The sequence below is a fragment of the Enterobacter sp. V89_11 genome (genome assembly GCF_029967775.1).
Lineage (GTDB): Bacteria > Pseudomonadota > Gammaproteobacteria > Enterobacterales > Enterobacteriaceae > Enterobacter > Enterobacter ludwigii.
The window spans coordinates 89,030-112,536 of record NZ_JASCAN010000011.1; the positions used below are offsets into that span (position 1 = coordinate 89,030).

Below are 23,507 nucleotides of genomic sequence, written 5' to 3' on the forward strand. Positions count from 1 at the left end.
TAGGGCGCCGAGGCGCCCTTTTTTTTACGGAAAAGTGTGCAAACGAAAACGTTTCCGCTTATGATTTGTGTCCGGCAAAAACAGCCATCCGAATGACTGATTCCTGACAAGCCGGAGCTTCCATGACTGCACAACCCCAGGTTCTTAAAATCCGCCGCCCTGACGACTGGCATATTCATCTGCGCGATGGCGATATGCTCAAAACCGTCGTGCCTTATACCAGCGAAATTTATGGCCGCGCGATTGTCATGCCTAACCTGGTGCCACCAGTCACCACCGTCGATGCCGCAATGGCGTATCGCCAGCGCATTTTAAATGCCGTTCCGGCGGGCCATGATTTCACCCCGCTGATGACCTGCTACCTGACCGATTCCCTGGATCCAAACGAAGTGGAGCGCGGGTTTAACGAAGGCGTATTCACCGCTGCGAAACTTTACCCGGCCAATGCCACCACCAACTCCAGCCACGGCGTTACCAGCATTGATGCCATCATGCCGGTGCTGGAGCGCATGCAGAAACTGGGTATGCCGCTGCTGGTTCACGGTGAAGTCACGCATGCCGAGATCGACATCTTTGACCGTGAAGCCCGTTTTATCGACACCGTGATGGAGCCCCTGCGTCAGCGCCTTCCCGCGCTCAAAGTGGTCTTCGAGCACATCACCACCAAAGATGCCGCTGAGTATGTACGCGACGGTAACGAGCTTATCGCCGCCACCATCACGCCACAGCATTTGATGTTTAACCGTAACCACATGCTGGTTGGCGGTATACGTCCGCATCTGTACTGCCTGCCGATCCTCAAGCGTAACATTCACCAGCAGGCGCTGCGCGAACTGGTTGCCAGCGGTTTCTCCCGTGCGTTTCTGGGCACGGATTCCGCACCTCATGCGCGTCATCGCAAAGAAGCAAGCTGCGGCTGTGCGGGCTGCTTTAATGCCCCAACCGCTCTCGCCAGCTATGCAACCGTGTTTGAAGAGATGAATGCCCTGCCGCATTTCGAGGCGTTCTGCTCACTCAATGGCCCCCGTTTTTATGGGCTGCCGGTCAATGAGACCTTCATTGAGCTGGAACGTAAAGAGAGCCAGGTTGAGGAAGCCATTCCACTGACCGATGACACGCTGATCCCATTCCTGGCAGGTGAAACCGTTCGCTGGACGGTAAAACGCTAAAAAATCAGTGCCCCTTGTTGTCAAACCGATAATATACCTGTATAAATAAACAGTATATTACACAGGGGGCATTTATGCGTATTGAAGTCACCATAGCCAAAACTACCGTTCTGCCTGCTGGCGCGCTTGATGCGCTTGCAGGCGAATTATCCCGTCGTATTAACAACACCTTTCCCGAAAACGACGGTGCCGTAACGGTGCGTTACGCGGCCGCAAACAACCTCTCCGTCATTGGCGGCGCGAAAGAAGATAAAGCGCGTATCACCGAAATCCTGCAGGAAACGTGGGAAAGCGCCGACGACTGGTTCATCACAGATTAACACTGCTCCCTCATTGTGTTTTTTTGCCGGGTCGCCCCGGCTTTTTTTCGCCTGAAAATCCAGAAAGTTCAAATTAATTCGGCAACTTCTTTAAAAATCGTGAACAACATGGTGTTTTATTGTTCGAACAATCCTAAAAAGCAGAAAAATGTGTTGCTAGCTGTTTATTTTTCCCTTAGGAACCCTTATTACTTGTATACTGAAGTTGCTTCAGAAAAACATGCATTGAACCTCGAAGTCGTTGTCTTCTAACACGCATTATGGGGGTTATAATGGAAAAGAATAGCGAAGTCATCCAGACCCACCCACTCGTTGGCTGGGATATCAGTACCGTAGACAGCTACGATGCACTGATGCTGCGTTTGCACTACCAGACCCCAAATCAGCTGAACCGTGAAGAAGCGGAAGTTGGACAGACGCTGTGGCTTACGACAGACGTCGCCCGTCAGTTTATTTCTATTTTGGAAGCAGGCATCGCAAAAATAGAATCTGGCGACTACCAGGAAAATGAGTATAAACGGCATTAGCGTTTAGCCCACTTTTCACTCTACAGGCACCCTCGGGGTGCCTTATTTATTTCTCCCTTGTATAAGCCCCCGATGTTAATTACTCTGCTAACAAAGCGTTAGTTTAAGAGATGCCCATGAAATATGATCTGATTATTATTGGTAGCGGCTCCGTTGGTTCTGCCGCCGGATATTATGCCACCCAGGCTGGCCTCAAGGTTCTGATGATAGATGCCCATCTTCCCCCTCATTCAGAGGGAAGCCATCATGGCGATACTCGCCTCATTCGTCACGCCTATGGTGAAGGCGAGCGCTATGTCCCGCTGGTACTTCGCGCGCAAGCGCTCTGGGACGAACTGGCTAAACAGACTGAGGAACGCATTTTCGAACGCACGGGTATCATTAACCTTGGTCCTGCCCACTCTGATTTTCTCGCCAGCGTCGAACGCAGCGCGAAGACATTCAACCTGGACGTTGAGAAGCTCGACGCGGCGGGGATCATGTCACGCTGGCCGGAAATCACCGTCCCGGACGATTATGTTGGTCTCTTTGAAGCCCATTCTGGGGTGTTGCATTGCGAAACAGCAATAAAAACCTGGATAGCGCTGGCCGCGAAAGCAGGCTGCGCCCAGCTTTTCAATTGCCCGGTCGAGGCCATTAAACATGACGCTGACGGCGTCACGGTGACAACCCTGGACGGAGAGTACACGGCCTCCCGATTGCTCATCAGTGCAGGTACCTGGGTAACCCGTCTGCTGCCAGACCTGCCCGTACAGCCGGTGCGCAAGGTCTTCTCCTGGTTCCAGTCTGATGGCCGTTACAGTACGCAGAATAAATTCCCGGCGTTCACCGGCGAGTTACCCAACGGCGATCAGTTCTACGGCTTCCCTTCGGATAAAGACGCGCTCAAAATCGGGAAACACAATGGGGGACAAATTATCTCCTCTCCTGAAGAACGTAAACCGTTTGGCGCCTACCCACAGGATGGCTCTGAAGCCTTCTCGTTCCTGCGAAATATTTTGCCGGGCGTCGGTGGCTTACTCTATGGCGCGGCATGTACCTACGACAACACGCCGGATGAAGACTTTATTATCGATACGCTGCCCGGGCATGAGAACACATTGCTCATCACCGGTCTGAGCGGTCACGGCTTTAAGTTCGCGTCGGTGCTGGGTGAAATTGCCGCGCAGTTTGCCCAGGGTATTACACCGCAGTTTGATCTGACGCCCTTCTCTCTTTCACGTTTTAACGGATAATCCACCACGGGCTTCGGACGTTCCGGAGCCCGTTCTCTTGTTACGGTTTGCGGGGCGCTATGCGCAAAGTTGTGGGTTTTCTCATCAATAATATTCGTGAGCATTTGATGCTCTATATCTTATTGTGGGCGCTGCTGGCCATCATTGATTTTATTTACATTGTATTTTACTGAAAGTCTGCCTGACATTTATTGACATTACTTTATATTTACTTAAGTTAGAACAATTCCTCAATTAGCCCTTTGTTAAGTCTTGCACGAAGACATTGAATTACCTTTGCGGATCATTTTCAAAACCGCTGAAATAAATAAAATAAAAATCAATATCGACTTATTTCAGTTGCAATATCATTCCTTCCCGTTCATTTTTACTGCTCTGTTTATTTGATAATGGTAATCCTGATGCAATTGCGTAACACCTCCCGGCGCTATGGAATAATATCCATAAGCTTGCACTGGATATTTGCTATTGCGGTCTATGCCATGTTCGGACTTGGCCTCTGGATGGTGACGCTCAGCTATTACGATGGCTGGTATCACCAGGCCCCGGAGCTGCATAAGAGCATCGGCGTACTGCTGATGATGGGGCTGGTTATTCGCGTGATCTGGCGACACATTTCACCCCCGCCTGCCGCGCCAAAGACCCACAGTAAATTTACCCGTATCAGCGCTGTTGCCGCGCATATTACGCTTTATGCGCTGCTCTTCGCGCTTCTGATCAGCGGCTATCTCATCTCGACAGCAGAGGGTAAGCCAATAAGCTTTTTTGGCATTTTTGATGTCCCGGCAACGCTTGCCGATGCAGGATCACAGGCCGATATTGCCGGGGTAATTCACCTCTGGCTGGCATGGAGCGTGGTTATCCTGTCCGTGCTGCACGGGCTTGCCGCCCTTAAACATCATTTCATCGATAAAGACGATACGCTAAAGCGCATGCTTGGCCGCTCGTCAGTTGACTCTGGAGCTTAAAATGAAAAAACACCTGCTGGGTATCGCACTGGGTTCTCTGTTATTTACCACCGGCTCAGCCGTTGCTGCTGACTATAAAATTGATAAAGAGGGCCAACATGCTTTCGTCAATTTCCGTATTCAGCATCTCGGGTATAGCTGGCTGTATGGCACCTTTAATGATTTTGACGGCACATTCAGCTTTGACGAAAAAAATCCTGCCGCCGATAAAGTCAACGTGACCATTAATACCAACAGCGTCGACACCAATCATGCAGAACGCGATAAACATTTGCGCAGTGCGGAATTCCTGAACGTGTCTAAATTCCCACAGGCCACCTTCACCTCCACGGAAGTGAAAAAAGATGGCGATAAGCTGGATATTACCGGCAACCTGACGCTCAACGGCGTGACAAAACCGGTTACGCTGAATGCAAAATTAATGGGCCAGGGTGACGATCCGTGGGGGGGTAAACGTGCCGGATTTGAAGCCGCAGGTAAAATTCACCTGAAAGACTTTAATATTACTACCGATTTGGGCCCGGCTTCTCAGGATGTCGAACTGATTATTTCCGTTGAAGGCGTTCAGCAGAAGTCTTAATAACGACGCCCGGCAGGCTTTCACACTGCCGGGCATCAGCCTTATTCAGGGTCGGGAATACCCAGTTTGGTGTTCAGACGGCCACGGGATTTATTAAAAATCTTGTTACCGTTTTCCCGTCCTGCACGACGACGGCGCTGTTCCTCTTCCGGCAGCATACTCTCTTCACTGCACAGTTCGCTGCAGCATCCGTTAAATTTCTCGGCGCAGGCCGGACACTGAATAAACAGCAAATGACATCCGTCATTTTTGCAGTTGGTATGGGTATCACACGGCGTACCGCACTGGTGACAGTGGGCAATCACATCCTCTGAAATACGCTCGCCCATTCGTTCGTCAAAGACAAAGTTTTTACCGATAAAACGCACCGGTAAACCCTGCTCACGGGCACGGCGGGCGTACTCAATAATGCCGCCTTCAATGTGCCAGACCTTATTAAACCCGTTGTGCTTCATCCAGGCACTGGCCTTCTCACAGCGGATCCCGCCGGTGCAGTACATCACGATTTTTTTATCTTTATGTTCCTGCATCATCTCAACCGCTTTTGGCAGTTGCTCGCGGAAGGTATCAGCCGGAATTTCCATCGCGTTTTCGAAATGCCCCACTTCATACTCATAGTGGTTACGCATATCGATGAACACCGCATCCGGATCGTCCAGCATCGCATTCACTTCCGCCGCTTTCAGGTATTCCCCAACATCAGCGGCGTTAAACGCCGGATCGTCAATACCGTCCGCGACAATGCGTTCACGCACTTTCATGCGCAGTACCCAGAATGATTTACCGTCATCATCCAGGGCAATGTTCAGGCGTACACCGTTGAGAGCCGGATCGAACCCGTAAAGCAGGTCGCGGAAGGCGTTTACTTTGCTTTCCGGTACGCTGATCTGAGCATTGATGCCTTCACGGGCAAGATAGACGCGCCCGAAAACATTCAGCGTCGTGAAGGCCTGATAAAGCGCATCGCGGGTCGCTTGTGGATCGTTGATGGTGAAGTATTTGTAGAATGAGATTGTCGTGCGCGGTTCGGTTTCAGCCAACATACGCGCCTTTAACATCTCATTCGAAACGCGGTTGTGTAACACTGGCATGGTGTACAAGTCCTGCAATCGTTAGAGAGAATGAAAAATCGGTCGGCATCATATAGCAAACAATGACAATTTACATCCACACAATTTACGCTACATTTCACACACCCTAGTTAGTCAGACTTAACAATTGCTGCATTCGTACACGTTTCGAAGACAGACATTTTGGCTACGCCTCAAAAAATGAGACAATAGCTAAACAGGACGTTAGAACACAGGAAAGACATGACCCAGTTACCGAAATTTACTGTCGCCCTTTTGCATCCCCGCTATTGGTTGACCTGGCTTGGCATTGGTTTTTTATGGCTGATGGTCCAACTCCCTTACCCTGTGATTTTCCGTGTGGGCAAATGTGTGGGCCGTATTGGTCAAAAATTCATGAAACGCCGCGCCAGGATTGCCTACCGCAACCTTGAGCTGTGCTTCCCGCAGATGAGCGAGGCGGAACGTCATGAGATGGTTACCAGGAATTTCGAATCCGTTGGCATGGGGCTGATGGAAACCGGTATGGCGTGGTTCTGGCCAGACAAACGGATGGCCCGCTGGAGTGAAGTCACTGGGACGGGTATGGAGCCTGTGCATACGCTTCAGGCCAATAAGACAGGCGTACTGCTGATTGGCGTGCATTTTCTGACGCTGGAGATCGGTGCGCGTATGTTTGGCATGCAGGCACCCGGTATTGGTGTTTATCGCCCTAACGATAACCCGGTGATCGATTTAATCCAGACCAACGGCCGTATGCGCTCCAACAAAAGTATGATCGACCGTAAAGACCTGAAGGGGATGATCCGCGCGCTGAAATCAGGTGAAGTGATCTGGTATGCCCCTGACCACGATTATGGCCCACAATCCAGCGTATTTGTCCCGTTCTTCGCCGTTGAAGAGGCGGCCACAACCACCGGTACCTGGATGCTGGCGAAAATGTCCAAAGCCGCAATCGTCCCGTTTGTCCCGCGTCGCAAGCCGGATGGCTCAGGCTACGAGTTAATGATGCTCGAGCCGGAACTCGCGCCGCCGCTGGACGATGCGGAAACGACCGCTCGCTGGATGAACAGAGTGGTTGAGAAATGCATCATGCTCGCGCCGGAGCAGTATATGTGGCTCCATCGTCGCTTCAAAACGCGGCCAGAGGGTATGCCGTCGCGCTATTAATTTTCCGTGCGGCCATCAGGGCCGCACGCTCATTTAGCTTTAAAAGCGCCTCCGCATTGCAGCGATCATAACCCAGGCGCATACTTAGCAGGCTTATTACTTCAGGCCTATGGTGCTCTGCACCTCATTATGCGGATTGTTATGTCACCCTCAGATGCCCCCATAAACTGGAAGCGTAACCTCACGGTTGCGTGGCTTGGCTGTTTTCTCACCGGTGCGGCGTTTAGCCTGGTGATGCCCTTCCTGCCGCTTTACGTTGAACAACTTGGCGTCACCGGTCACAGTGCGCTCAATATGTGGTCTGGCCTGGTCTTCAGTATCACCTTTCTCTTTTCCGCGATTGCTTCGCCTTTCTGGGGTGGCCTTGCCGATCGCAAAGGACGAAAGATCATGCTGCTGCGTTCGGCACTGGGGATGGCCATCATCATGGCGCTGATGGGCCTTGCGCAGAACGTCTGGCAATTTCTGATTTTGCGCGCGTTACTGGGTCTGCTGGGGGGCTTTATTCCCAACGCAAATGCGCTCATCGCCACCCAAATTCCGCGACACAAAAGCGGCTGGGCGCTCGGAACGCTCTCCACCGGTGGCGTGAGCGGCGCATTGCTGGGACCGCTGGCAGGCGGACTGCTGGCGGATAACTACGGCCTGCGTCCGGTCTTTTTCATTACTGCCAGCGTCCTATTTCTCTGCTTTATCGTCACGCTGCTCTGTATCCGTGAACGTTTCACCCCGGTTCCCCGAAAAGAGATGCTCCACGCACGGGATGTGCTAACCTCGCTTAAAAATCCCAGGCTGGTGCTAAGCCTGTTCGTCACGACCCTGATTATTCAGGTAGCAACCGGGTCGATTGCCCCTATTCTGACGCTCTACGTTCGCGATCTGGCCGGTGACGTCAGTAATATTGCGTTTATCAGCGGGCTTATCGCGTCGGTGCCCGGCGTGGCGGCGCTGCTCAGCGCCCCGAGGCTGGGAAAACTGGGGGACCGCGTGGGCCCGGAAAAAATCCTGATATGCGCCCTGGTGATTTCCGTTCTGCTCCTCATTCCGATGTCGATGGTACAAGCACCATGGCAGCTTGGCCTGCTGCGCTTCTTACTGGGAGCGGCAGACGGCGCGTTACTGCCTGCGGTTCAGACCCTGCTGGTTTACAACTCAACGAACCAGATAGCCGGCCGCATTTTTAGCTATAACCAGTCATTTCGCGATATCGGCAACGTCACCGGACCGCTGGTCGGTGCCGGGATTTCCGCCAGTTTTGGTTTCCGCGCCGTGTTTATCGTCACCGCGGGCGTGGTGCTGTTCAATGCGATTTATTCGTGGTTCAGTTTATCGAGGGCTTTACGACCGGTCGTTAATAAGACGAACGCGTGACAGCTTATTTTTGCATTCATACTTGCAGAACCCGATATTCAGCTATTCTTTCCCTGAAACCTTCAGGAAAACAGGGAGACACCAATGACCATGTACGCCACACTGGAAGAAGCTATTGATGCCGCTCGTGAAGAGTTCCTCGCCGATAATCCCGGCGTTGAGGAAGAAAATGCTGACGTGCAACAACTTAATATCCAGAAATACGTTCTGCAGGACGGGGATATTATGTGGCAGGCCGAATTCTTTGCTGATGATGGCGAGGAAGGAGAATGTTTGCCGGTCCTGAGCGGAGAAGGTGCGCAGGCCGTCTTTGATGGCGACTATGACGAAATCGAACTACGGCAGGAATGGCTTGAAGAAAACACCCTGCACGAGTGGGATGAGGGCGAATTTCAGCTCGAGCCGCCGCTGGATACGGAAGAAGGACAGACCGCAGCCGATGAGTGGGATGAGCGTTAATTTCCCCTATTCATAAGGGCCGTGCTGAGCGTCGATCGGCAGCAATAGCGTATCGAATACCAGTGAAAACGGTAAATCGAGCACGGTGAGATAGCGCCACGCTGAGTCACGTACATCCCATTTTACCCCGGGGTAGTACTGATTACCGTGGCCTTGCCCTGGAATGGTGCGGCTGATGATGCTGCCACAGCCGCTGAGTAAACACGCCATCATCACGGCGAGGATTATTTTCATCAATGACCTCTAAAAAAATACCGGCTTTTCAGCCGGTATTTTTATTTGCCGGGTAGCATAACGCCGCCGGGCACAGAAGGCTTACTTCGCCTTCAGCGCGAGTGGATTAATTTTAATCTCTTTATAGTGGCTGACCCACGAAGAGTATTTTTCCGGCGCAGACCACACACGGTAGTGAAGGCGTGCCATCGTAACCGGATCGCTCAACAGCACCAGACGACGGTCGCGGTTGAGTTTTTCCGGCGTATCGTTCAGCGCCTGCTCAACGTGACGATCGCGGGCAATCTCCAGTACCTGGCTTGCACGGTGACGCGCTGTCGCCATGGCCGTCGCCAGAGCGTTAAATGACGGGTTAAACACCGCGTGCATAAAACCATCTTCCAGCGAGCGTTTGCGGTTCTGCTCCAGATACGTGTCGGTATCCACCAGCACCTGTGGCGGCGAATACTCTTCCGGGATCAGGAACAGTTTCCAGCGTTTGGTACGCAGCCCCACCGTTGAACGGCTCGAAATCACTGACACAAACGGTGACAGGATCAGCGAGAAGACAATCGGCGCCAGCCAGAACAGGAAGCGCAGATCCAGCCAGGCCATACCTGCCGCCCATACCAGACCCAGCAGCAGCTGCGAGCCATGACGCATGAAGGCTTCCCCCCACGGCGTGGAGTCATCATCACGCTGCGGTGAATTCCAGACCACTTCCCAGCCGAGGAACGCGCTGACCACAAACACGGTATGGAACAGCATACGCACCGGCGCCAGCAGCACCGAGAACAGCACTTCCAGCAGAAGCGAGAGCGTCACGCGGCAGAAACCACCGTACTCTTTCGAGCCTTTGCACCAGATCAGAATGATACTGAGCAGCTTAGGCAGGAACAGCAGTACCATGGTGGAGGCAAACAGCGCAATCGCCAGCTCCGGACGCCACTGCGGCCACACCGGGAACAACTGGCGCGGTTGCAGGAAGTATTGCGGTTCCGTCAGAGCATGCACCACCTGTAGCGCAGTAGAGAGCGCAAGGAACATAAACCACAGCGGTGCGGAGAGATAAGACATTACGCCAGTCAGGAACACAGCACGGTGAACCGGGTGCATCCCTTTTACGAGGAACAGGCGGAAGTTCATCAGGTTACCGTGACACCAGCGGCGGTCACGCTTGAGCTCATCCAGCAGGTTCGGCGGCAGCTCTTCGTAAGATCCCGGCAGGTCGTAGGCAATCCAGACGCCCCAGCCAGCACGACGCATCAACGCCGCTTCCACGAAGTCGTGCGACAGAATAGACCCCGCAAACGAACCTTCACCCGGCAGCGGAGCCAGCGCACAGTGCTCAATGAAAGGCTTCACACGGATAATGGCGTTGTGACCCCAGTAGTGAGACTCACCCAGTTGCCAGAAGTGCAGACCGGCAGTAAAGAGCGGCCCATAGACGCGGGTTGCAAACTGCTGGCAGCGCGCATAAAGCGTGTCCATACCGGACGCTTTTGGCGAAGACTGGATGATCCCCGCGTTCGGGTTGGCTTCCATCAGACGCACCAGACCGCTCAGGCAGTCGCCGCTCATTACGGAGTCAGCATCGAGCACCACCATGTAACTGTACTGATTCCCCCAGCGACGGCAGAAGTCATCGATGTTTCCGCTTTTACGCTTCACGCGACGACGACGACGGCGGTAGAAGATCTGGCCTTCACCCTGCACTTCCGCGATCAGTTCCATCCAGGCTTTTTGCTCGGCAACGCAAATGTCCGGGTTGTAGCTGTCACTCAGAATATAGACGTCAAAATGCGCCGCGTTACCGGTTGCCTTTACGGACTCCCAGGTCGCACGCAGACCCGCAAATACGCGGTCAACGTCTTCGTTACAGATAGGCATGATCAGCGCCGTACGGTGCTCAGGATTAAGGGGTTCATCCCCGACCGTTGAGGCTGAAATGCTGTATTTGTCCCGCCCCATCAGCAGCTGCAGGAAGCCCATCAGCGCGGTCCAGAAACCGGCTGACACCCAGCAGAAGAGAACGGCAAACAGCAGAAGAATGCCGCTCTGCAGGATATACGGCAGCAGCTGCATGAAGGAGACCCAGATATCCTGGCCCATCATGTCTGCAGGGTTGATAAGCGCCCAGCCCTGGTAAGGCAGAATGGTTTTCATGTACCAGGTAGCGACCACGGTCTGCGCCAGCGTCAGTAACAGCAGAATGTAGCGACGAATGGTCCCCACGGTACGCCATTTCTGTTCGGAGGCCTGCTCTTCTTTCGTCAGGCGCGACAGATAGCGCGGCGTAACATCACGCCCACGCAGGCGATCCCAGAAGCGTCCAACCGGGTTGGTGCGCCACGGGTCAGGGAACATTGAAGAACGCGTGGCTTTCGGCATTGCCTGAAGCTGATCGCGTCCTTCGTCGTCTTTAATCAACTGCCCTTCTGCCAGCGAGTCTGGCCATGCCTGCGCCAGACGCGCCTTTACTGACCCCAGCGGCGTATCATCGTCACGGGAAAACGGACGGTGTTCGCCATCCAGCGCGGTATGCACCGCGCGGATGTCGCTTTTAGGCAGCGCCGCTTTTTCAATGTCCGTCAGCGGCATGGCATCAATATATTCAGATGTATTATTCATTGGCAGGTAGCTGATAGCTCCAGGTTTCACTCAGCGGCAGATCGTTACTGACCAGCGCAGCACGCATTTCAGTGGTCTGTTTCGGATCTTTCACTTTCACGCGCAGCGTCAGACGCCAGCCTTTCGTTACCGGGTTATAGCGTACGGTGTTCTCAACGATTTCACCGTTATCACCGATGCTGGCCTGAGCCGCAACGGCAGTATCCGGGGACAGTTTTTTCATATCCTGGCCCGCGAAGTCCACAACAAAGGCCACGGTGCCATCAGGCTGACGGATCAGGTTAGACTGCTTCACATCCCCCGTAGAACGGCGAGTCTGCATGACGTACGCGTTATCCGGCGCATGCAGTTTGTCTTCGTCGCGGCTAAAGGTAATGGTGTATTTGAAGTTCATCTCTTTACCGGCTTCCGGCAGCTGATCCGGCGTCCAGTAAGCAACGATGTTATCGTTGGTTTCGTCATTGGTTGGAATTTCAACCAGCTCAACCTTACCTTTACCCCAGTCACCTTTCGGCGTGACCCAGGCGCTTGGGCGCAGGTCATAGCGGTCATCCAGATCTTCAAATCGGGAGAACTGACGGCCACGCTGCAGGAGGCCGAAACCTTGCGGGTTTTCCATCGCAAAACTGCTAACAGCCAGATGTTTCGGGTTATTCAGCGGACGCCAGATCCACTCACCATTACCTGCATGAATAGAAAGACCGTTGGAATCGTGCAGTTCCGGGCGGAAGTTCGTCGCCGGTGACGGCTGATTCGGCCCAAACAGGAACATACTGGTCAGCGGTGCAACGCCCAGTTTGCCGACTTTATCGCGCAGGTAAACTTTGGACTGCACGTCAACGACCGTGTCACGGCCAGGCATAATCACAAAGCGATAAGCACCGGTCGCACGCGGGGAATCCAGCAGTGCATAAATAGTCAGGCGTTTGTCGGTTGGTTTTGGACGTTCAATCCAGAACTCGCGGAAACGCGGGAACTCTTCACCTGATGGCAGCGCGGTATCAATGGCGAGGCCACGCGCAGAAAGCCCGTACACCTGCCCTGCCCCGATCACGCGGAAGTAGCTGGCACCGAGCATGCTGACGATTTCGTCGTTTTTATCTTTGCTGTTGATCGGGTAAAGCACCTTGAAGCCAGCGAAGCCCAGGTCTTTAACCGTATCTTTATCGTGCTGAACATTGCCAAAATTGAAGTAATCCGGGCTGTACTTGATTTTACGTACCGCGGTCGCCGTCACTTCATTAATGGCAACAGGCGTGTCGAAGTACATTCCCTGATGATAAAACTCAAGCTTGAACGGGGTTTTAATGTTGTTCCAGTACGCTTTGTCATGGTTGAACTGGATCTGCTGATAGTCCGCATACTTCATGTCGCGGAAAACGGAGGGCAAGTTACTTTTTGGCGCTTCGTAGCTCTTGCCTGCCATCGATTTTGCCTGTTTTGCGACATCGTCGATGTTAAAGGCCAGTGCCGATGAGGTATACAGAGATAACACCACTGCAGCACCCAACCAACGCATTTTCATCATCTGTGGTTTATGTTTCATAATAAGTAAGCACTTCCCCCTTTGTGTGCTTATATCGATCCGATCCATTTTAATGGAAACTCAGGCAATCCGACAACATTATCACTGCTTTGTTCAGCTCGCTGGCTCATGGATTAAGCAAATGAAAGAACCCGCTTTTCACTTTGCGTGCTTATCCTGGAGACAGGGTGTCGGTCTTGGTGTAGGGTTGGCTTCGAATGTAACCATTATGAGTCTTAGGGATAAGGCGAAAAGTCTGAGAATGCACAAAGTTATATGAGCTCAACACCTGTAGAACGTGAATATTTCCTCGACTCGATCCGGGCATGGCTGATGCTGTTGGGGATCCCCTTTCACATTTCACTGATTTACTCCAGCCACACCTGGCATGTGAATAGCCAGATGCCCTCCTGGTGGCTCACGCTGTTTAATGACTTTATCCATGCCTTCCGTATGCAGGTGTTTTTTGTCATATCCGGCTATTTCTCCTACATGCTGTTCTTACGCTACCCGGTAAAACGCTGGTGGAAAGTGCGCGTGGAGCGTGTGGGCATTCCGATGTTGACTGCCATTCCCCTGCTGACGTTGCCGCAGTTTATTATGTTGCAGTACGTCAAAGGCAAGGCGGAGAACTGGCCAAATCTGACGCTGTATGAAAAGTACAATACCCTGGTCTGGGAACTGGTGTCTCACCTGTGGTTCCTGCTGGTCCTGGTGGTGCTCACCACGGTCAGCCTGGTCATTTTCAGCCGCCTGCGCCATCGCCTGAGTACCCAGGCCGATACCTTCTTCGCCAATATTACGCTGGGTAAACTGTCTCTGCTCTTTTTGCTGCTGGGTATCGCCTATGCGGCCGTGAGACGCACGCTGTTTATCGTGTATCCGCCGATACTGAGTGACGGACTGTTCAATTTCGTCGTGATGCAGTCGCTGTTTTACATCCCCTTCTTTTTAGCCGGTGCGCTGGCATTTATTCATCCCAAGCTTAAATCGCTGTTTACCACCCCGTCGCCATGGTGCGCTCTGGGTGCCGCTATCGCGTTTGCGGCCTATCTGTTAAATCAGCGCTATGGCAGCGGCGATGGCTGGATGTATGAAACAGAAAGCGTGATCACCATGCTGCTGGGCCTGTGGATGGTGAATGTGGTCTTCGCGCTGGGACACCGCTTGCTGAACTTTAAGTCCAGCCGCGTGACCTACTTCGTCAATGCTTCACTGTTTATTTACCTGGTGCACCACCCGCTGACGCTGTTCTTCGGCGCTTATATCACGCCACATATTGCATCCAACACGCTGGGTTTCTTTACCGGACTGGTCTTTGTGATTGGGATTGCCATCGTGCTCTATGAAATCCATCTGCGGATCCCGCTCCTGCGTTTCCTCTTTTCAGGAAAACCGCAGGCTAAAGCCTCATAAACAAACGCGGCGCACTCAGTGCGCCGCGTTTGTTTTAGCTCTCTACGTCCTGTCCACGCTGCGTGAGAAGCCGCTGATAAAGGTGCGTGGTTTCTTCGTCGAAACAGACAAAAATCACCTTCTCAGGCATCGGCTTGAGGGAGAGGTATCGGTAAACGGTCTCTACCGCGATCGTGGCAGCGGCAGGTTTTGGATATCCGTATACCCCAGTGCTGATAGCCGGAAAAGCCATCGTCTTATAGCCGTTATCCGCGGCCAGGCGCAGGCAGTTGCGGTACGCCTCCTCCAGAATACTCGCCTCATGCCGATCGCCGCCATGCCATACAGGCCCCACAGCGTGAATCACCGCTTTGGCAGGAAGATCTCCCGCGAGGGTAATCACCGCGTGACCCGGAGGACATTCACCCTGCTGCTGACGCACAGCTTTACAGGCCTCAAGGAGCTGCGGTCCTGCAGCCCGGTGGATTGCGCCGTCAACACCGCCCCCGCCCATCAGTGATGGATTGGCCGCATTAACGATCACGTCGACGTGCATCGTCGTAATATCGCCATGAATGACTTCAATTTGCGGTTTCATACGTACCCTCTGCTACCCGCCTTTTTCTTAAGTGTATCGCAGAGGAGGTATGGATAAAAAACTATCGGGGAAAAACCTCTTCCGCCGGGGAGCGGAAGAGCGAGAATTAACGATACTGAATTTGAACAACCGCGAGCGTTTTTTCGGGATTAAGGTACTTCATGCTGAGAGTTGCGAGGCTGGAATCGTTGACCTGACCGTTAAGTACATCTTCATAGCTGACTCTGCGCGTTTGCATCCGATTATTATCCGGGCATGTCATTGCAAACGCGTCATGATGCGGTGTGACCACGCAGGGGTCTGCGACAATAGCGCCGCGAAAATGAATCACACCACCGTCGACAATCGTGGCTGAAAAAGCGGGAGTAATAAATGCAGAGAGGATCAAACCTAAACCATAAACCCGTCGGGCTAAATATTTGGTCACTATATGTACTCCTCAATGAAAGTCGTCCTTGAGGGGTAAACGCGCTCCGCTAGGGCAAACGAAGCATCACGTTATGGAACAGCACTGCACAGTTCCTGATAACAGCATAGCTCAACCGCGCACGCCCGCCATATCCACAACGTCTTGATTTCATAATCATTAGAGCGCACTTCCCGCCGGGGACCATTGCTGTGATAAATGAAGCGATTTCCCGTCAGAGACAGTGACAGTAATGTTCACCTTGTCTCCGGAATCTATATTTAAACTCAGCCGCATTAAATCAATCGTCTGATTAGCGGGAATAAAAAGTGTGTTTTGTTGCCGTGAAGAACTTTGTCCCCCCTGTCCCTGTCGCAAAGAGACAATCTGCACCTGACATTCACACGGTTCCGTCAGAATAACCTGCGGAATAATGGTGGTCATATTTCCCTGTTGCGACGTTTTAAACGTGATCTGACTGGAAAGCGCCGCGAGGAGAATTAAGGTATTCATGATGAACTCCCGAAAAAAACAGGGCAAATGCCCTGTTTTTTGTAGCACAGACTGGAAATTAATACTGATGTGCAGTCGCGTGGTTGCCAAAACCAACCTGCTGAACAGTCACAGTGGATCCGGATGCGGTTTGATCAACAGCAGCACCGTTGCCACCACCGTACTGGCTAACGTTCATCACCGAGTGGTTACCATTCCACTGGTCAAGCGTTGCGCTGTTACCGAAACCATTCTGAGTCAGACTAATTGAGCTGTCATCAGAGCCCTGGCCAACGTCAGCACCGTTACCGCCGCCACTCTGATTAATGGTCAGTGTGGAATTTCTCGCACTGGTTTGCAAAGCGAGAGCCGAGTTACCGCCACCGTACTGGTAAATGCTCAGCGTTGAATTTGGACCACTGTCATGACCACCGTGGCCATGCCCGTTACCCCAACCGCCTTGATTAATACTACCGGCCATAGCACTACCAGAAACTACGATTGCTGCAATTGCTGCCACTTTGATAAATTTCATGGTAAACCCCCATCGGATTGATTAAAGTCGCCGCTAAATAACTAACGCTGAATAACGCGAATCGCCATTTGCGACTGTCTCTGCACTACAACTGCGGTTTTCTGCGTACCGTACTGCGTAATATTTGCTCTATTACCCGACCCTTTTTGGATAATTTTCGCACTATTACCATATCCATCTTGCGTAATACCTGCATCATTCGCGCTACCGCTCTGATCGATCCAGGCAATATTATAAGTCCCTGATTGATCAACTCTCGCTCTGTTGCCTGCTCCATCCTGAGAAACAATGGACAATAATTTTGATCCGTCCTGGCGAACCTGAGCATCATTTAACATGCCCTGCTGACCAATAATGGCTGCCTGATTTAATGATGAACGACTTAATTCATTAACCGTGAAGTTATATTCAGCGTTAGCCAAATCTGAATCAGCCGCGATTACAAATCCAGGCGCACCCAGTAATGTAAACATCATAAATAACGATGTATTTTTCATGTTGTCACCCTGGACCTGGCTATTTGATAACGCCATAACCTTGTTACTGTGACTTCGTGTTAGAACGACTCGTAATTTGTTAACGCGTCGTTACGGTGATGAGTATGTCTGCCGAAACATTTTAAATATCTCACCCGCGTGGCTTATTTTTATTTATCACGTCACCTCAAAGTAGTAATTCCATGCAAAAAAACGTTATAGACCGGGGTTCTTATTTTTCTATTAAGCCTTTCTTAATAATCGATTGTGCAGCGGGACGAGAGGGGTAAAGCCCCCATGCAACGGACGCTAAACGAAACGCCAGGAGGACATTTTACACAACACGTGACACGAGACCTGTTTTCTTAAGACGCAGCATCGTTCATTCCAGGACTTAGAAAATCTCTGTCACTCATACCTCTTTACGGGAAGAAATAAATAATTAATATTAATAAAAATCAAACAATTATAAATATTTGTATGATTTTTAAAATCTGTGCAGGGTTATTTACATGTACAACTTTCTTATCATTCCACAACATTTAAAAGAGTCCATTTTCACAAATTAATATTGATTTTTACATCCTGTTACACGTTTAACACTTGCTTTAAAGTTAGTAATAGCTAGATTGAAATCAGATGTACGAAATTTGTTTTATATTTACCTCCTGCTGGAGGTTATGGTTTTTTTCTTCACACAGCAGTGCAACATCTGTCAGTACTTCTGGGGTCCTCTTTTTTATCTGGAGGACCGCTGTCAGGTGTCATAAAAAAGTGGGGTTTCATCATGTATAATGAAGTCCAAAGTTTACATGGTCATACGTTACTGTTGATCACAAAACCTTCGTTGCAAGCGACCGCTTTATTACAACATTTAAAGCAATCGCTGTCTCTGCACGGGAAATTACATAATATTCAACGTTCTTTTGATGATATTGCACCTGGCAGTATCATTCTGATTGATATGATGGAAGCGGATAAAAAGCTTATCCATTACTGGCAAGATAATTTAAGCAGGAAAAACAATAATATCCGCGTGTTATTATTGAATACCCCTGATGAGTATCCCTTCAGAGATATTGAAAGCTGGCCGCATATCAATGGTGTGTTCTATATCACGGAAGAAGAAGATCGGCTGGTCGAAGGTCTGCAGGGTATATTGCGTGGCGAGTGTTATTTTTCGCAAAAACTTGCCAGCTACCTCATCACGCACTCCGGAAATTACCGCTATAACAGTTCAGAGTCAGCGCTGCTAACGCACCGTGAGAAAGAGATCCTGAACAAATTGCGCATTGGTGCTTCAAATATTGAAATCGCCCGTTCGTTATTTATCAGCGAAAATACGGTAAAGACGCACCTTTATAATCTTTTCAAGAAGATAGCTGTTAAGAACCGAACTCAGGCTGTTTCATGGGCAAACGATAACCTCAGGCGTTAATCAAATGAAACGCACGTTGAGTTGGATCGCCGCAGCGAGTTTCATGCTCGCTGCCGGGAACGTACGGGCCGTCGAGGTCGAAGTTCCCGGATTGTTAACAGACCACACTGTCTCCTCGGTCGGGCACAATTTTTATCGTGCATTCAGTGACAAATGGGACAGTACATTTACTGGAAATATAACAATCAACGAGCGGCCCAGTGCACGATGGGGAAGTTGGATAACAATAACGGCTAATCAGGACGTTATTTATCAAACATTTTTATTCCCCACGAAAATAGACTTCGATAAAAACGTAGCCTTAGCACTGGCTCAATCAGAAGATGCTATTAATCGCCTGCAAATTGATAAAGCGCTATTAAGCACCAGCGATTTAGCAAAAGACGAATTCTAGCGAACCTATATCCGGAGGCTGTCATGCGTATTGCATATGCAGTTGTTTCGATAATGCTAATAACCCCTATAAGCTGGGCCGGAAATATGACGTTCCAGTTCCGTAACCCTAACTTTGGCGGTAATCCCAATAATGGGGCGTTTCTGTTGAACGAAGCCCAGGCGCAAAACTCCTATAAGGATCCCAGCTTTAAGGATTTTAGCGTCGATACCCCATCGGCACTGGACAACTTCACGCAGGCTATCCAGTCGCAGATTTTGGGAGGGTTGCTGACCAACATTAATACCGGCAAACCCGGCCGAATGGTGACCAACGACTTCATTGTCGACATCGCCAACAAGGACGGACAACTCCAGTTGAACGTTACCGATCGAAAAACCGGGAAAACCTCCACCATTCAGGTTTCCGGTCTACAAAGTGATTCAACGAACTTTTAAACAACAACGAAATAAGGACAACGATCATGCAGCGCTTCCTGATATTTGTTGCAGTGTGCTTATTGAGCGGTTGTTTAACTGCTCCACCTAAAGAAGCTGCAAAACCAACATTAATGCCTCGGGCTCAAAGCTATCGTGATTTAACACATTTACCTGCGCCGACCGGTAAAATATTTGTCTCGGTTTACAACATTCAGGATGAAACGGGACAATTTAAACCTTATCCGGCAAGTAACTTCTCTACGGCAGTGCCACAGAGCGCCACCGCCATGCTGGTGACCGCCCTGAAGGATTCGCACTGGTTTATTCCTCTGGAACGTCAGGGTCTCCAGAACCTGTTAAATGAACGGAAAATTATTCGCGCTGCGCAGGAAAATGGCACCGTCGCGAATAATAACCGCATGCCGCTGGAATCACTGGCCGCGGCGAACGTCATGATCGAGGGATCGATTATTGGTTATGAAAGCAACGTTAAATCGGGTGGTGTGGGCGCGCGTTACTTTGGTATCGGTGCTGATACGCAATATCAGCTCGACCAAATCGCCGTAAACCTGCGTGTGGTCAACGTCAGCACGGGCGAAGTGCTCTCTTCGGTAACGACCAGCAAAACCATTCTTTCTTATGAAGTGCAGGCCGGGGTTTTCCGCTTCATCGATTACCAGCGTTTGCTGGAGGGTGAAATCGGGTATACCTCTAACGAACCGGTCATGATGTGTCTGATGTCAGCCATAGAAACCGGGGTAATCTTCCTGATTAATGATGGTATCGATCGTGGATTGTGGGACCTGCAGAACAAAGCAGAGGCGCAAAACCCGATACTGGTTAAATACCGCGATATGTCGGTGCCTCCGGAATCCTGACAGGAAGCGCATAAAAAAGGCGAGATCATCATCTCGCCTTTTTTTATTCGCTTACCGCACTGATGTTTTGCGCTTTATCCCGTCTGGCGGCCAGCCAGAGGCCGCTGTTCTTCATAGCATAGCCAAACACCAACCCCAGCATTAGCGAGGGAAGCACCAGCGCCCAGTCCCCCTGCCCTGCAAACGTCGCGCATGCGCCCATAAAGGTACCGGGTACAAACGACAGCAGCATATGCTTTGCCTGGATACACATCAAAAACGCGACTACGCCGGTCATGATATAGCCCAGCATCTCCAGATGCGGGGCCAGCGCGCTGCCCTTCATAATCACGAGTGCCCAGATAACACCGCTCATCAGGGTACAGCCAGAGATAAAAAGCCCTTTTACGCCGCCCTGCGGGCAGGCAAAGTAGGCCGTACAGCCCAGAAACCCGGCCCAGCTGAGCAACCCGAGAGAGACCGCCACCCATCCCCATAGTCCGGAAAGAATGCCTGTCGTGAATGCGATACACAGTAATATGTTCATGGCGCGCATCTTAGCAGAAGCGCGCCATGGAAATGAGATCAGATGCACATTACGTGCAAGATGAAATGTATGGTTGCAGAATTTATGTGACCTAAATCACTCTTCATCCTCTTCTTCCAGCTCATCCCACATTGCCGCGATGGCGTCGCGGGTCAGCGGAGCCAGCGTTCTCCAGAACGGTGAGGTCGCATGTGCTTCAACTTTGCCGAGGAAAGTACCACACCACGGCAGCAGATACGCTTCGAAGAGCGTTTCGATAGCCTCGTTCTCATCATCAGCGGCGTGATCTTCAATCCAGGACGCAGCCAGCAACAGCGTTCCGATATGGTCCGCAGGGGTATCCGTCAGCGGCATTCCGCGTTCAGAGAGAAAGGCGCGCACTTCCGCTTCCGTCGCCCCTTCCTGCCAGGCTGAACGGTACGGCGAAACGCGGCATTCGTCGCCAATAAACAGTGCGTTGTAATCCGTTGAAATCTGCTGCATATCGCAACTTTTTTGCAGACGCTCCAGCAACTCATCCTGTTCCAGTGGCCAGTTTTGCGCCAGTTTCCCTTCACGAATCAGGGTAAAGAGTGGAACCAGCAGCGGGTCTTGCGGCTGACGATAGAACAGCGTACCCAGCACGCGGCAAAGGATGGAAAACTCATTCATTTTTTTATTCCATTACACAATTAAAGATCGGCAAATTCATCAATCGGATCCATTCCGCGTGACTCGAGGAAATCAAGCATGCGGCGTGGGGTAACGTTAAGGATCCTGTCTTCCGGGAAATCCACGTCATTCAGTATTTTCAGGCATTCACTAAAATCACCCAGCGTAAACGCGGTATGGGAATCGGAACCCAGCGCCACCATGCCGCCGGCATCCCGTACTGCAGCTGCCACGGCGCGACAGTTTGCTTCACTGCCCTTGCGCGAGTGAACAAAAGAAGAGTTATTGATCTCCAGCGCCACGCGGTGTTTCGCTGCCGCCTGGGCAACAGCCTCGATATCAATCGGGTATTTAGGATTACCCGGATGAGAAATAATGTGCACGTTGCCGCTGGCTATAGCAGCAATCATCGCTCGGGTGTTCGTCTCTTTATCCTGCGGCGCGAAAACCGGCTCGTGGAAACCGGCAAGGATCAGATCCAGAGAGGTCAGCATCGGTCCGGTACAGTCGATTTCACCGTCTGTATTTTTAATGTTTGCCTCGATACCGCGCAGTATCCCAATACCGTCCACCAGACGTGGCCAGATCCGCATATTCACAAAATGCCAGTAGTGCGGCGCATCTGCCATGTCCGGGCCGTGATCGGTAATCGCAAAAAGCGTAATGCCCTTGCGTTTCGCTTGCGCGATATAATCATGGAGGTTGCTATACGCGTGGGTACTGGCGACGGTGTGCATATGCAGGTCAACGGGATACATCTTTCTCTCCTCTGCGGTTTTTCCAAAGGATAGCAGTTATCTGCAGCGAATATTAGCAAAAACCCGGCTAACGCCGGGTTTCACTCAGTAGCCGCGCTGTCTGTCGACCTGTCCGGTTACCGGATGGCCCTGCTCCATCTCACTGATGGTGTGGGTAATATAGGCCACAGCTTCCGCCGGACGCGTGACCGCTGCAATGTGCGGCGTCATCGCCACACGCGGATGTGCCCACAGCGGGCTTTCGGCCGGTAACGGCTCGCGGCTGTACACATCCAGCATCGCCCCTTTCAGTTTTCCGCTGTTCAGCGCCTGCAGCAGATCGGACTCAACAAGGTGTACCCCGCGCGCCAGGTTCATTACGTAACTCTGGTCAGCCAGTTGATTAAGCAGTGCACCATTAATAATCCCCACCGTTTCGGCCGTATTTGGCAGCAGGTTGATGAGCACGCGCGTACCGTTCAGGAACGCAGGAAGCTCATCAGCGCCGGCAAAACTTTCTACGCCCGGATAATCCTTGCGGCTACGGCTCCAGCTGCGCAGTGGGAAGCCCCACGGGGCAAGTGCTTCAGCGACTTTTGAGCCGAGCACGCCAGCCCCGAGGATACCAATGGTAAAATCTTCGCGCTGATAATCCGGCAGCGGCTCCCAGTGGGATTGCTGTTTTAGTGCCTGATAGTCGTCGAAGCGGCGGAACCAGTGCAGCACCTGGCTGACGGCATACTCCTGCATTTGCTGTCCCATGCCGGTATCTTCCAGACGGAAAAGAGGGATCTCTTCCGGCAGCATTTCAGGGTGTGCTTTCAGTTTGCTCAGAATCGAATCCACGCCGGCGCCCAGCGCAAAAACGGCCTTCAGTTTACGGCCCTGGAGCATTTCTACCGGCGGATGCCAGACCAGCGCGTAGTCAGCATGTTCGTTATCACCACGTTTCCACTCACGCACGCGCGCCCCGGGCAATGCCGCCGAAAGTGCCTTAATCCAGTAAGCAGTATCAAAAGTGGGGTGATAGAAGATTATATCCATAGTCATTCCTGCCTTTTATTGCGCTGTTTTGTGTTCATTTTCAACTGGATTGCCAGCATAACAAATTTTTCCCGCCACCGCGTTGTTGATAAAAAAGGCGCTTTCAGCACATTTAAAAGCCATGTTGACTGAAGTTTGTCTAAATGCACTGATTTACTGAAAAAGTGAGTTGACGCCAGTTCGGCTTTTCCTTACATTAGCGCCCGTCCCGGCAACAACGGGATGACAATATGGTGAGGTGTCCGAGTGGCTGAAGGAGCACGCCTGGAAAGTGTGTATA

The 23,507-nt window shown here is 51.5% G+C and carries 28 protein-coding genes; 15 read left to right on the forward strand and 13 right to left on the reverse strand.

Translation table 11 applies throughout. The features are described 5' to 3' along the window. Nucleotides 1-122: 122 nt before the first annotated feature. From pyrC to QLG09_RS10825, 7 genes are all read left to right on the forward strand, one after another. Nucleotides 123-1,169 carry a dihydroorotase gene (pyrC, locus tag QLG09_RS10795; RefSeq protein WP_049022473.1) on the forward strand — a complete coding sequence of 349 codons (1,047 nt, stop codon included), beginning with the start codon at nucleotides 123-125 and terminating at the stop codon, nucleotides 1,167-1,169. A 74-nt stretch (nucleotides 1,170-1,243) separates the two neighbouring features. Continuing rightward, a complete protein-coding gene (dinI, locus tag QLG09_RS10800; protein WP_020884687.1) occupies nucleotides 1,244-1,489 on the forward strand; it encodes a DNA damage-inducible protein I in 246 nt (81 codons plus the stop codon). A gap of 272 nt (nucleotides 1,490-1,761) precedes the next feature. Continuing rightward, nucleotides 1,762-2,016 carry a biofilm formation regulator BssS gene (gene bssS / locus QLG09_RS10805; protein ID WP_008500827.1) on the forward strand — a complete coding sequence of 85 codons (255 nt, stop codon included), beginning with the start codon at nucleotides 1,762-1,764 and terminating at the stop codon, nucleotides 2,014-2,016. A 116-nt stretch (nucleotides 2,017-2,132) separates the two neighbouring features. Then, nucleotides 2,133-3,251, forward strand: a complete 1,119-nt coding sequence (gene solA, locus QLG09_RS10810) for an N-methyl-L-tryptophan oxidase (RefSeq protein ID WP_049022472.1) — start codon at nucleotides 2,133-2,135, stop codon at nucleotides 3,249-3,251. Nucleotides 3,252-3,310: 59 nt separating this feature from the next. Then, nucleotides 3,311-3,424 carry a DUF2770 family protein gene (locus QLG09_RS10815; RefSeq protein WP_032670549.1) on the forward strand — a complete coding sequence of 38 codons (114 nt, stop codon included), beginning with the start codon at nucleotides 3,311-3,313 and terminating at the stop codon, nucleotides 3,422-3,424. 228 nt (nucleotides 3,425-3,652) lie between these two features. Continuing rightward, nucleotides 3,653-4,219, forward strand: coding sequence for a cytochrome b (locus tag QLG09_RS10820; protein WP_044867769.1), 567 nt, complete (start codon nucleotides 3,653-3,655; stop codon nucleotides 4,217-4,219). Between the two features lies 1 nt (nucleotide 4,220). After that, nucleotides 4,221-4,799: a YceI family protein gene (locus QLG09_RS10825; RefSeq protein WP_020884691.1), complete on the forward strand. Its 579-nt coding sequence runs from the start codon at nucleotides 4,221-4,223 to the stop codon at nucleotides 4,797-4,799. A gap of 41 nt (nucleotides 4,800-4,840) precedes the next feature. Here the strand turns inward: QLG09_RS10825 and QLG09_RS10830 are convergent, their stop codons facing one another. After that, entirely contained in the window at nucleotides 4,841-5,890 is a 1,050-nt protein-coding gene (locus QLG09_RS10830; RefSeq protein WP_020884692.1) for a rhodanese-related sulfurtransferase, read from the reverse strand. A 222-nt stretch (nucleotides 5,891-6,112) separates the two neighbouring features. On the opposite strand from QLG09_RS10830, the gene QLG09_RS10835 reads away from it, so the two are divergent. The 3 genes from QLG09_RS10835 (at nucleotide 6,113) to QLG09_RS10845 (ending at nucleotide 8,869) form a co-directional block, all read left to right on the forward strand. Next, nucleotides 6,113-7,039 (forward strand): Kdo(2)-lipid IV(A) acyltransferase, encoded by a 927-nt coding sequence (locus QLG09_RS10835; protein ID WP_014169534.1) that lies wholly within the window; start codon nucleotides 6,113-6,115, stop codon nucleotides 7,037-7,039. A 141-nt stretch (nucleotides 7,040-7,180) separates the two neighbouring features. After that, on the forward strand, nucleotides 7,181-8,410 hold the full coding sequence (mdtG, locus tag QLG09_RS10840) for a multidrug efflux MFS transporter MdtG (protein ID WP_032681267.1): 1,230 nt from the start codon (nucleotides 7,181-7,183) through the stop codon (nucleotides 8,408-8,410). A gap of 84 nt (nucleotides 8,411-8,494) precedes the next feature. Further along, a complete protein-coding gene (locus QLG09_RS10845) occupies nucleotides 8,495-8,869 on the forward strand; it encodes a MysB family protein (protein WP_020884694.1) in 375 nt (124 codons plus the stop codon). Nucleotides 8,870-8,875: 6 nt separating this feature from the next. On the opposite strand, the gene QLG09_RS10850 is transcribed toward QLG09_RS10845, so the two are convergent. The 3 genes from QLG09_RS10850 to mdoG form a co-directional block, all read right to left on the reverse strand. Next, nucleotides 8,876-9,103, reverse strand: coding sequence for a YceK/YidQ family lipoprotein (locus tag QLG09_RS10850; RefSeq protein WP_020884695.1), 228 nt, complete (start codon nucleotides 9,101-9,103; stop codon nucleotides 8,876-8,878). A gap of 81 nt (nucleotides 9,104-9,184) precedes the next feature. Continuing rightward, nucleotides 9,185-11,713 (reverse strand): glucans biosynthesis glucosyltransferase MdoH, encoded by a 2,529-nt coding sequence (mdoH, locus tag QLG09_RS10855; RefSeq protein ID WP_020884696.1) that lies wholly within the window; start codon nucleotides 11,711-11,713, stop codon nucleotides 9,185-9,187. Next, nucleotides 11,706-13,259: a glucans biosynthesis protein MdoG gene (gene mdoG / locus QLG09_RS10860; RefSeq protein WP_282488902.1), complete on the reverse strand. Its 1,554-nt coding sequence runs from the start codon at nucleotides 13,257-13,259 to the stop codon at nucleotides 11,706-11,708. The genes mdoH and mdoG overlap by 8 nt, the downstream gene beginning before the upstream one ends. A 255-nt stretch (nucleotides 13,260-13,514) precedes the next feature. Here mdoG and mdoC point away from each other — a divergent pair, with 255 nt between their 5' ends. After that, nucleotides 13,515-14,654 carry a glucans biosynthesis protein MdoC gene (gene mdoC, locus QLG09_RS10865; RefSeq protein ID WP_014169528.1) on the forward strand — a complete coding sequence of 380 codons (1,140 nt, stop codon included), beginning with the start codon at nucleotides 13,515-13,517 and terminating at the stop codon, nucleotides 14,652-14,654. Nucleotides 14,655-14,688: 34 nt separating this feature from the next. Here mdoC and ymdB read toward each other — a convergent pair whose 3' ends face one another. The 5 genes from ymdB to csgB all read right to left on the reverse strand — a co-directional run bounded on the left by ymdB (nucleotide 14,689) and on the right by csgB (nucleotide 17,161). Further along, entirely contained in the window at nucleotides 14,689-15,231 is a 543-nt protein-coding gene (ymdB, locus tag QLG09_RS10870; protein WP_014169527.1) for an O-acetyl-ADP-ribose deacetylase, read from the reverse strand. Between the two features lie 106 nt (nucleotides 15,232-15,337). Continuing rightward, on the reverse strand, nucleotides 15,338-15,658 hold the full coding sequence (locus QLG09_RS10875; protein ID WP_014169526.1) for a hypothetical protein: 321 nt from the start codon (nucleotides 15,656-15,658) through the stop codon (nucleotides 15,338-15,340). A 159-nt stretch (nucleotides 15,659-15,817) separates the two neighbouring features. Continuing rightward, nucleotides 15,818-16,150, reverse strand: a complete 333-nt coding sequence (gene csgC / locus QLG09_RS10880) for a curli assembly chaperone CsgC (protein WP_014169525.1) — start codon at nucleotides 16,148-16,150, stop codon at nucleotides 15,818-15,820. Between the two features lie 58 nt (nucleotides 16,151-16,208). Continuing rightward, nucleotides 16,209-16,664, reverse strand: a complete 456-nt coding sequence (csgA, locus tag QLG09_RS10885; RefSeq protein ID WP_014169524.1) for a curli major subunit CsgA — start codon at nucleotides 16,662-16,664, stop codon at nucleotides 16,209-16,211. Nucleotides 16,665-16,705: 41 nt separating this feature from the next. Next, complete coding sequence (csgB, locus tag QLG09_RS10890) at nucleotides 16,706-17,161, reverse strand: curli minor subunit CsgB (protein ID WP_020884698.1); 456 nt, start codon at nucleotides 17,159-17,161, stop codon at nucleotides 16,706-16,708. Nucleotides 17,162-17,927: 766 nt separating this feature from the next. On the opposite strand from csgB, the gene csgD reads away from it, so the two are divergent. From csgD to csgG, 4 genes are read left to right on the forward strand one after another with little or no spacing between them, the layout of a single operon-like run. Continuing rightward, nucleotides 17,928-18,578, forward strand: a complete 651-nt coding sequence (csgD, locus tag QLG09_RS10895) for a biofilm master transcriptional regulator CsgD (RefSeq protein WP_020884699.1) — start codon at nucleotides 17,928-17,930, stop codon at nucleotides 18,576-18,578. A 4-nt stretch (nucleotides 18,579-18,582) separates the two neighbouring features. After that, nucleotides 18,583-18,972: a curli production assembly/transport protein CsgE gene (gene csgE / locus QLG09_RS10900; protein WP_020884700.1), complete on the forward strand. Its 390-nt coding sequence runs from the start codon at nucleotides 18,583-18,585 to the stop codon at nucleotides 18,970-18,972. Between the two features lie 23 nt (nucleotides 18,973-18,995). Beyond that, nucleotides 18,996-19,409 carry a curli production assembly/transport protein CsgF gene (csgF, locus tag QLG09_RS10905; protein ID WP_020884701.1) on the forward strand — a complete coding sequence of 138 codons (414 nt, stop codon included), beginning with the start codon at nucleotides 18,996-18,998 and terminating at the stop codon, nucleotides 19,407-19,409. Between the two features lie 26 nt (nucleotides 19,410-19,435). After that, on the forward strand, nucleotides 19,436-20,269 hold the full coding sequence (csgG, locus tag QLG09_RS10910) for a curli production assembly/transport protein CsgG (RefSeq protein ID WP_014169519.1): 834 nt from the start codon (nucleotides 19,436-19,438) through the stop codon (nucleotides 20,267-20,269). A gap of 43 nt (nucleotides 20,270-20,312) precedes the next feature. Here csgG and QLG09_RS10915 read toward each other — a convergent pair whose 3' ends face one another. The 4 genes from QLG09_RS10915 to ghrA all read right to left on the reverse strand — a co-directional run bounded on the left by QLG09_RS10915 (nucleotide 20,313) and on the right by ghrA (nucleotide 23,227). After that, nucleotides 20,313-20,795 carry a DUF1097 domain-containing protein gene (locus QLG09_RS10915; protein ID WP_074164916.1) on the reverse strand — a complete coding sequence of 161 codons (483 nt, stop codon included), beginning with the start codon at nucleotides 20,793-20,795 and terminating at the stop codon, nucleotides 20,313-20,315. Between the two features lie 96 nt (nucleotides 20,796-20,891). After that, nucleotides 20,892-21,446 carry a molecular chaperone gene (locus QLG09_RS10920; protein ID WP_020884703.1) on the reverse strand — a complete coding sequence of 185 codons (555 nt, stop codon included), beginning with the start codon at nucleotides 21,444-21,446 and terminating at the stop codon, nucleotides 20,892-20,894. Between the two features lie 20 nt (nucleotides 21,447-21,466). Continuing rightward, complete coding sequence (locus QLG09_RS10925; RefSeq protein ID WP_014169516.1) at nucleotides 21,467-22,204, reverse strand: phosphatase; 738 nt, start codon at nucleotides 22,202-22,204, stop codon at nucleotides 21,467-21,469. An 84-nt stretch (nucleotides 22,205-22,288) separates the two neighbouring features. Then, a complete protein-coding gene (gene ghrA, locus QLG09_RS10930) occupies nucleotides 22,289-23,227 on the reverse strand; it encodes a glyoxylate/hydroxypyruvate reductase GhrA (protein WP_049023528.1) in 939 nt (312 codons plus the stop codon). Between the last annotated feature and the right edge of the window lie 280 nt (nucleotides 23,228-23,507).

Excerpts from the sequence above, each read along its gene's own strand:
- ymdB (WP_014169527.1), bottom strand. The coding sequence starts at position 15,231 with ATGAAACCGCAAATTGAAGTCATTCATGGCGATATTACGACGATGCAC.
- QLG09_RS10825 (WP_020884691.1), top strand. The coding sequence starts at position 4,221 with ATGAAAAAACACCTGCTGGGTATCGCACTGGGTTCTCTGTTATTTACC.
- QLG09_RS10915 (WP_074164916.1), bottom strand. The coding sequence starts at position 20,795 with ATGAACATATTACTGTGTATCGCATTCACGACAGGCATTCTTTCCGGA.
- csgD (WP_020884699.1), top strand. The coding sequence starts at position 17,928 with ATGTATAATGAAGTCCAAAGTTTACATGGTCATACGTTACTGTTGATC.
- dinI (WP_020884687.1), top strand. The coding sequence starts at position 1,244 with ATGCGTATTGAAGTCACCATAGCCAAAACTACCGTTCTGCCTGCTGGC.
- mdtG (WP_032681267.1), top strand. The coding sequence starts at position 7,181 with ATGTCACCCTCAGATGCCCCCATAAACTGGAAGCGTAACCTCACGGTT.
- csgC (WP_014169525.1), bottom strand. The coding sequence starts at position 16,150 with ATGAATACCTTAATTCTCCTCGCGGCGCTTTCCAGTCAGATCACGTTT.
- bssS (WP_008500827.1), top strand. The coding sequence starts at position 1,762 with ATGGAAAAGAATAGCGAAGTCATCCAGACCCACCCACTCGTTGGCTGG.
- mdoG (WP_282488902.1), bottom strand. The coding sequence starts at position 13,259 with ATGAAACATAAACCACAGATGATGAAAATGCGTTGGTTGGGTGCTGCA.
- QLG09_RS10845 (WP_020884694.1), top strand. The coding sequence starts at position 8,495 with ATGACCATGTACGCCACACTGGAAGAAGCTATTGATGCCGCTCGTGAA.
- csgE (WP_020884700.1), top strand. The coding sequence starts at position 18,583 with ATGAAACGCACGTTGAGTTGGATCGCCGCAGCGAGTTTCATGCTCGCT.
- csgG (WP_014169519.1), top strand. The coding sequence starts at position 19,436 with ATGCAGCGCTTCCTGATATTTGTTGCAGTGTGCTTATTGAGCGGTTGT.
- QLG09_RS10850 (WP_020884695.1), bottom strand. The coding sequence starts at position 9,103 with ATGAAAATAATCCTCGCCGTGATGATGGCGTGTTTACTCAGCGGCTGT.
- mdoC (WP_014169528.1), top strand. The coding sequence starts at position 13,515 with ATGAGCTCAACACCTGTAGAACGTGAATATTTCCTCGACTCGATCCGG.
- solA (WP_049022472.1), top strand. The coding sequence starts at position 2,133 with ATGAAATATGATCTGATTATTATTGGTAGCGGCTCCGTTGGTTCTGCC.
- QLG09_RS10920 (WP_020884703.1), bottom strand. The coding sequence starts at position 21,446 with ATGAATGAGTTTTCCATCCTTTGCCGCGTGCTGGGTACGCTGTTCTAT.
- pyrC (WP_049022473.1), top strand. The coding sequence starts at position 123 with ATGACTGCACAACCCCAGGTTCTTAAAATCCGCCGCCCTGACGACTGG.
- QLG09_RS10925 (WP_014169516.1), bottom strand. The coding sequence starts at position 22,204 with ATGTATCCCGTTGACCTGCATATGCACACCGTCGCCAGTACCCACGCG.
- QLG09_RS10830 (WP_020884692.1), bottom strand. The coding sequence starts at position 5,890 with ATGCCAGTGTTACACAACCGCGTTTCGAATGAGATGTTAAAGGCGCGT.
- QLG09_RS10835 (WP_014169534.1), top strand. The coding sequence starts at position 6,113 with ATGACCCAGTTACCGAAATTTACTGTCGCCCTTTTGCATCCCCGCTAT.
- ghrA (WP_049023528.1), bottom strand. The coding sequence starts at position 23,227 with ATGGATATAATCTTCTATCACCCCACTTTTGATACTGCTTACTGGATT.
- csgF (WP_020884701.1), top strand. The coding sequence starts at position 18,996 with ATGCGTATTGCATATGCAGTTGTTTCGATAATGCTAATAACCCCTATA.
- QLG09_RS10820 (WP_044867769.1), top strand. The coding sequence starts at position 3,653 with ATGCAATTGCGTAACACCTCCCGGCGCTATGGAATAATATCCATAAGC.
- mdoH (WP_020884696.1), bottom strand. The coding sequence starts at position 11,713 with ATGAATAATACATCTGAATATATTGATGCCATGCCGCTGACGGACATT.
- csgB (WP_020884698.1), bottom strand. The coding sequence starts at position 17,161 with ATGAAAAATACATCGTTATTTATGATGTTTACATTACTGGGTGCGCCT.
- csgA (WP_014169524.1), bottom strand. The coding sequence starts at position 16,664 with ATGAAATTTATCAAAGTGGCAGCAATTGCAGCAATCGTAGTTTCTGGT.
- QLG09_RS10815 (WP_032670549.1), top strand. The coding sequence starts at position 3,311 with ATGCGCAAAGTTGTGGGTTTTCTCATCAATAATATTCGTGAGCATTTG.